The sequence below is a fragment of the Paenibacillus qinlingensis genome (assembly GCF_013204845.1).
Classification (GTDB): domain Bacteria; phylum Bacillota; class Bacilli; order Paenibacillales; family NBRC-103111; genus Paenibacillus_E; species Paenibacillus_E qinlingensis.
Genome location: NZ_JABMKY010000047.1, coordinates 1 through 5799 on the forward strand (window position 1 = coordinate 1; position 5799 = coordinate 5799).

8 protein-coding genes and 4 tRNA genes are annotated in these 5799 nt (G+C 43.0%); 11 read left to right on the top strand and 1 reads right to left on the bottom strand.

The window, feature by feature from the left end:
- Window positions 1–43: 43 nt before the first annotated feature.
- The 8 genes from HQN88_RS37110 (at window position 44) to HQN88_RS37145 (ending at window position 2843) form a co-directional block, all read left to right on the top strand.
- Window positions 44–119, top strand: a tRNA-Lys gene (locus tag HQN88_RS37110).
- A gap of 57 nt (window positions 120–176) precedes the next feature.
- Window positions 177–256, top strand: a tRNA-Leu gene (locus tag HQN88_RS37115).
- 43 nt (window positions 257–299) lie between these two features.
- Window positions 300–371 (top strand) — tRNA-Gly (locus tag HQN88_RS37120).
- A 9-nt stretch (window positions 372–380) separates the two neighbouring features.
- Window positions 381–454, top strand: a tRNA-Pro gene (locus tag HQN88_RS37125).
- 194 nt (window positions 455–648) lie between these two features.
- On the top strand, window positions 649–1071 hold the full coding sequence (locus tag HQN88_RS37130; RefSeq protein WP_173121613.1) for a VOC family protein: 423 nt from the start codon (window positions 649–651) through the stop codon (window positions 1069–1071).
- Window positions 1072–1102: 31 nt separating this feature from the next.
- Entirely contained in the window at window positions 1103–1690 is a 588-nt protein-coding gene (locus HQN88_RS37135; protein ID WP_173121615.1) for a thioredoxin family protein, read from the top strand.
- Window positions 1691–1887: 197 nt separating this feature from the next.
- The gene (tenA, locus tag HQN88_RS37140; protein WP_173121617.1) at window positions 1888–2553 is read left to right on the top strand and encodes a thiaminase II; all 666 of its coding nucleotides are present in this window, start codon (window positions 1888–1890) and stop codon (window positions 2551–2553) included.
- Window positions 2554–2657: 104 nt separating this feature from the next.
- Window positions 2658–2843, top strand: a complete 186-nt coding sequence (locus HQN88_RS37145) for a hypothetical protein (protein WP_171637073.1) — start codon at window positions 2658–2660, stop codon at window positions 2841–2843.
- 91 nt (window positions 2844–2934) lie between these two features.
- On the opposite strand, the gene HQN88_RS37150 is transcribed toward HQN88_RS37145, so the two are convergent.
- Window positions 2935–3324 (bottom strand): helix-turn-helix domain-containing protein, encoded by a 390-nt coding sequence (locus tag HQN88_RS37150; RefSeq protein WP_173121619.1) that lies wholly within the window; start codon window positions 3322–3324, stop codon window positions 2935–2937.
- A gap of 185 nt (window positions 3325–3509) precedes the next feature.
- On the opposite strand from HQN88_RS37150, the gene HQN88_RS37155 reads away from it, so the two are divergent.
- The 3 genes from HQN88_RS37155 (at window position 3510) to HQN88_RS37165 (ending at window position 5477) form a co-directional block, all read left to right on the top strand.
- Window positions 3510–3953 (top strand): HEAT repeat domain-containing protein, encoded by a 444-nt coding sequence (locus HQN88_RS37155; RefSeq protein WP_173121621.1) that lies wholly within the window; start codon window positions 3510–3512, stop codon window positions 3951–3953.
- 25 nt (window positions 3954–3978) lie between these two features.
- Window positions 3979–4185: a DUF3934 family protein gene (locus HQN88_RS37160; protein WP_173121623.1), complete on the top strand. Its 207-nt coding sequence runs from the start codon at window positions 3979–3981 to the stop codon at window positions 4183–4185.
- A 224-nt stretch (window positions 4186–4409) separates the two neighbouring features.
- The gene (locus HQN88_RS37165; protein WP_173121625.1) at window positions 4410–5477 is read left to right on the top strand and encodes an FUSC family protein; all 1068 of its coding nucleotides are present in this window, start codon (window positions 4410–4412) and stop codon (window positions 5475–5477) included.
- Window positions 5478–5799: the final 322 nt, after the last annotated feature.

The window sequence follows — 5799 nt, forward strand, 5'->3', positions numbered from 1 at the left end:
AGGTTCAAATCCTTGATCCCCAGCCATTTTTTTCATAACACATGAGTCATTAGCTCAGTTGGTAGAGCACCTGACTTTTAATCAGGGTGTCGTAGGTTCGAATCCTACATGACTCACCATTACATTTATAGGGATCTTTAGGCGAAGACTAAAGTCTCTCAGATTTTTATCAGCATGCGCGTATGGCGGAATTGGCAGACGCACTAGACTTAGGATCTAGCGGGTGACCGTGGGGGTTCAAGTCCCTCTACGCGCATTATCGTCCTCAGGTTGCATTATGCAGCCTTGGGGACCCCTATGCGGAAGTGGCTCAGCGGTAGAGCATCGCCTTGCCAAGGCGAGGGTCGCGGGTTCGATCCCCGTCTTCCGCTTTTTATCTTCGGGACGTAGCTCAGCTTGGTAGAGCACCTGCTTTGGGAGCAGGGGGTCGCATGTTCAAATCGTGTCGTCCCGATATCAACCACAGTTTTTCATCATTTGATGAAGGATTGTGGTTTTTTGTTTTGACCACTTGTTGCAAGGGTCACTAGTACAGCTAGGGTTACCCCTGGTTACTTAGTTACCTCGATGTAACTCATTTTCTAACCACGCCTGTTCGAGTATACTGGAATTGAAGAAATAGTAAGAATTCTAAGGAGGCTAAAGTAAGTGGGTACAAATGCGAAAATAGGTGGCGGTGGTTTCCATCACGTTGCACTCAGAGCGAATGATTTTGACGCGACAGTCAAGTTTTATACAGAAGGTTTAGGCTTTGTAGAGAAGAATAACTGGGGCGAAGGGAATAAGCGCGCGGTCCTGTTAGACTCTGGCGATGGGAATTATATGGAGGTTTTTGCGGGTGGAACAGGTGAGCAAATTCCAGAAGGCTATTTCTTTCATGTTGCTTTACGCAGTAATGATGTAGATGGAGCAGTTGAAGCAGCAGTTGCTGCGGGAGCTATTGTGACGGTAGAACCGAAAGACGTGATCCTAGGCGTGAACCCGCCAACACCTGTGCGTATTGCATTTATCAAAGGGCTAAATGGTGAAATCATTGAGTTTTTCCAAAGCACTGGGGAGAACCAACTATAACTTTTTTTAAGGGATGAGAGGGGAATGTAAAATGGCTTATACCTTTACTTTATCGCTCGGAGATGCAGCGCCTGATTTTTCATTACCAGCTACGGATGGACAAACTTACACGTTAAATGATTTCAGAGATGCGAAAACGCTCGTTATATTTTTCACCTGCAACCATTGCCCTTATGTGATCGGTTCTAATGAAGTAACACGCGAAACTGCCAATCGGTATAAAGATAAAGGTGTACAGTTCGTTGGTATCAACGCAAATAGCGTGAATACCAGGCCGGAAGATTCCTTTGATCATATGGTATCGCACATGGAGGAGCATCAATTTCCATGGACGTATCTGAGAGACGAAACCCAAGAAACGGCATTAGCCTATGGTGCACTAAGAACACCGCATTTTTATGTCTTTGATGAAAATCGCAGATTAGTTTACACGGGACGCGGCGTTGATAATCCTAAGGATGCGTCAAAAATTACAATCAATAATTTAGATATCGCGTTAGAAGAGCTTACTTCTGGTCAAGCGATTGCGTTACCGTTGACGAACCCACTTGGCTGTAATGTGAAATGGGACGGTAAGGATGCGCATTGGATGCCTGCTGATGCTTGTGACTTGGTATAGCACACTTTGGATAGCTTACATAACTCACATAATAGAAAGCGATGGGCCTCCACACTGTGGAGGTTCATTTTTTTGCAGTCTACCTATTCATGGCTAGCAATAAAGTTAATATATGGTAAAATAGTAGAGTTCACCAAATCTACTAATCGTAGATACTCCTCTTTAATCATACAATCCCATGCCAAAGGAGACCCATAATGTCCTTTACACAGCACTTAGTTCAGAAATATCAGCACGAATGGCGCCAAACTCAGCAGCATCCCTTTGTTCAAGAATTAGGCCGAGGAACCCTGGACCGTAATAAATTCAGGTTCTACTTAATTCAGGACTATCTATACTTAATTGATTATGCCAAATTGTTCGCCTTAGGAGCTATCAAGGCGCCAGATCTTACAACGATGAGTGAATTCTCAGCGTCACTAAGTAACATTTTACATGAAGAAATGGGCATTCATCGTTCATACGCAGCTCGCTTGGGGATCACCAAGGAAGAATTGGAACAGGCAGAACCTTCACCAATAACGCTCGCTTATTCGCATTATATGTTGCATGTATCACAGAATGGCGGATTAGCGGAGTTAACAGCAGCTTTGCTCCCTTGTATGTGGAGTTACTGGGAGATCGGCTGTATGCTGAAGGAGTACCCAGGTGCAGCGGATCATCCTGACTATGGTGAATGGGTGAGAGGATACAGTTCAGAGGAGTTCGGAAAACATGCACAATGGTGCATAAACTTAATGGATCGACTAGCCTTAGGGAAATCGGAAAGTGAATTAGCTCGGTTAGAAACTATTTTTTTGAATACGACTCGCTACGAAACGTTGTTCTGGGAAATGTCGTACCAACAACAGATGTGGCTGTAATTTCTGATATAAGTGCTAATGAAACGCATTCATAAGAGTCAATTGAACGAATATACATATACGGAAATCATCAAAAGTTGGTTATCAACTGGGAGGTGTTTCGTATGATTTATTGGATTTTGGCTGTGATTGTCGTGGTCGTTGGTGCGCTGGTCATTATGAGTGTAAGAAGAAGTAAATCCAAAGCTCCTGCTGAAGTGAAAACGCACAAGCCCTGCTCTTACTGCAACGAGGAAATCGCTATCGATGCGCCAGTGTGTAAGTATTGTAGGGGGGTTGTAGTGAGTTAAGTTCATACTAGGAATTTCGGCTAAAAAGGGGAAAACAAAAGCAACGAGTCATTCGCTATTTGCGAGCTGCTCGTTGCTTTTTTGTATGGCATTAGTCTTTCTTGCTTCGCCTGCTAGCTTCTTTAGCATCTAACGTTCCTAGGAAATCACTCGCCGTCCTGACAATATATTGAACTTCATCAAGCCCGCGTTCCATAAGCATGCTTTTGTGAATATCGATAATCAATTTCTTTTCATGGATGCCATCTACACCGTCAAGTTTTTGAAAATTAAACAACTCGCTCGGGTCTATGTCTAACGCATTCATTAGCGTTTCCAACGTGGTCAATGAAATGTTCCTTTGGCCTCGTTCAATATCTGATATGTGCGATTTGCTCATACCGACTTTGCCTGTTTTTTCAGCAAGCTGATCCTGTGTGTATCCCTTAAGCTTTCTAATCATACGCAATCGCTCACCAACGAGCCTTAGGAAATCGGACATCTCATTCACCTCAAGTTGAGGTTATTGAATTCGAACCTAAAAGGAGATACCTATATATGGTGATTTAATACTAAAAATCCTGTATAAATGGTACTTCCATAATCTAAACATATGAAAAAGTTGGCGCTCAGCCCCAAAAAAGTGTAACATCTAACACATATAGCCACAGAAGGAGCTTGAATCAGTTGAATATTGAATTACACAATGAGTTACCTACGGATTTTGAAGAGTTGAAAAAAGCAGCAAACCGCACGTCCAATTGGAGGGAGCGTCTTTCTGCTGTTGAAGCATTAGGTGAACATGGCGATCAACAATCGGTTCATATTCTTAAACGTTTAATGACCAATGATACCGTGTATGCGATACAGGAGACGGCTTACCGCAAACTCAAACTTTTAGGTGAGGATGTACAAATGCCCCCTCGCAAAAAAGGCGATTTAATTAAAGGTGTCGGTAAAATTTTACTTCGCATCAAGAAGAGCTTGCCAGAAGGTCATACGTATGAGGCTTTCAAGGAAAAGCTGCAGAAAATGAGAAGTGATGTTTATGACACGTACGAAGGTGACAAAGGCTCTGATTTCGATCAATGGCTAGAATCGACATGGTCGGGTTTATTAACTAATAAATAAGAAGCAACACGTATGGAGTGAGTTTATGGCTAAGGGTAAAGGTGGAACAGGTAGAGGTACTGACAGCAAAGGCTGGAACCGGTGGAAAGCAAGTGAGAACCGGGCTAAGAGTGCCCCGAAACCCTACAAGAGTAAAGGTCTGAAAGCCGCTGCAATCGCGGCCAAGGCTTCAGGTACTTCAAGTGCTTCTAGTAATGCGGGTTCCGCGAATAGCAAAAGCACTAAAGCTTAGCAAATTGCTAAGCAACGAACCACTTTCGGCATTTTGCTGAGGGTGGTTTGTTTGTTGATGAGGTTATTTTGCATCCATCACATGACCTGTGTAAGATAGATGTAGGATATTTTGAAATATAAGCCTTTATAAGTTTCACGCTATACATAAGCTTATATTTTTGGATAAACGCACTCGTCCTTGAAAGGACGGTGCAGCCGTTTATTTTAGATGAGGTGAGAGTCATGGTATTTGGGGCGCGCGTGTGGAAAACAGGCATCGCTGTTGCATTAGCTTTATACATAAGTGCTTGGCTCGAATTCACGCCACCAGTCATCGCGGCTGTTGCGGCAATCTTTGCGATGCAGCCCTCGATTTATCGCTCCTGGCGTTATTTCTTAGATCAGCTGCAGACAAACATTATTGGTGCGGCATTTGCCCTGTTGGCGGGGATGTTTTTTTCGCAAAACGTGATTGCTATTGGCATTGTATGTATTATTGTAATCATTCTAAGTTTACGTTTACGGATGGAAGAAACGATTGGTCTTACCTTAGTAACCGTTGTGGCCGTGATGGAGGCGTCGGGGGAGTGGCGTTTTGCCGTTAATCGTCTACTATTGAGCTTGATTGGGATTGGTTGTGCTTTTCTCGTGAATGTTCTTTTCTTCCCACCCAAACCTAAGGAACAATTCGCAGCGCAGATCGGATCTATTTTCAGCAAAATGTCATTGCTCCTTCGCACGGTAATTTCGAATGAAATCAAGGAAACGGTGTTTCGTGAAGAGAAGGAAAGTTTACGTAATAGCCTAAAGTCATTATCTGAGAAATATAGACTTATGGAAGAGGAAATCAAGAAGTTGAAGGGCGGCGGCTCTAAAAGGATCCGCGAACTAGTCGTGTACAAGCAGAAGCTGCTTGTCATGTCCAAGGGGCTTGAGGTATTGGAAGCGGTAGATGAGCATTATTTTCAGGCTTCCCCAAGTACGGAAACGGATGTATGTTTCGACGATCATATGGAGAAATTGATTAAGTACCACGAGCATGTACTATTGAAGTACGATGATAAGTTGAAGGATACGAGCTCGGATAGTTTGGAAATCGAAGCGGAAAACGAACAGTTTATGATCGATCTCCTTGCACGGTATTGTGAACAACCAAGCGGTATGCTTCGACTCTCCATTGTGGCAGCAGCCATGTATGACTATGGTCATCAGATCGCCCGTTTAGATAAGCTTGTGGAGCATGATCATCGAGGGGAGACTGAAGAGAGGGAGCCTCTTGAAATTTTGCTCAAAAGTATTCGACTGAAATAGTTCAGATTTAAGTTTGCATTACGAAATGGTTTGTGCTATATTATGTTTCTTGCTCCGAACAGGACAAGCAGGAACAAGCACAAACCATGGAGTCTGAACGTGTTGATTATCTTCACGAATTGATGAAATAAAATAAAGCTTGCAAATGAAAAATCAATATGGTATATTACTTCTCGCTGCTTCGGTAACACTGTAGCGAACGAAAGAAATTGATCTTTGAAAACTGAACAACGAGTGAGTAAGCACAGTCGAGTAATCGACTATAAAAGAGATTGCAAAATCTCGCTAGCTTCAAATGAGCAATTAAGCTTTTTCAAATAGG

What these genes read in the sequence shown, in the direction of transcription:
- HQN88_RS37135 (WP_173121615.1), top strand. Translation starts at nt 1,103, where the DNA reads ATGGCTTATACCTTTACTTTATCGCTCGGAGATGCAGCGCCTGATTTT.
- tenA (WP_173121617.1), top strand. Translation starts at nt 1,888, where the DNA reads ATGTCCTTTACACAGCACTTAGTTCAGAAATATCAGCACGAATGGCGC.
- HQN88_RS37145 (WP_171637073.1), top strand. Translation starts at nt 2,658, where the DNA reads ATGATTTATTGGATTTTGGCTGTGATTGTCGTGGTCGTTGGTGCGCTG.
- HQN88_RS37150 (WP_173121619.1), bottom strand. Translation starts at nt 3,324, where the DNA reads ATGTCCGATTTCCTAAGGCTCGTTGGTGAGCGATTGCGTATGATTAGA.
- HQN88_RS37160 (WP_173121623.1), top strand. Translation starts at nt 3,979, where the DNA reads ATGGCTAAGGGTAAAGGTGGAACAGGTAGAGGTACTGACAGCAAAGGC.
- HQN88_RS37165 (WP_173121625.1), top strand. Translation starts at nt 4,410, where the DNA reads ATGGTATTTGGGGCGCGCGTGTGGAAAACAGGCATCGCTGTTGCATTA.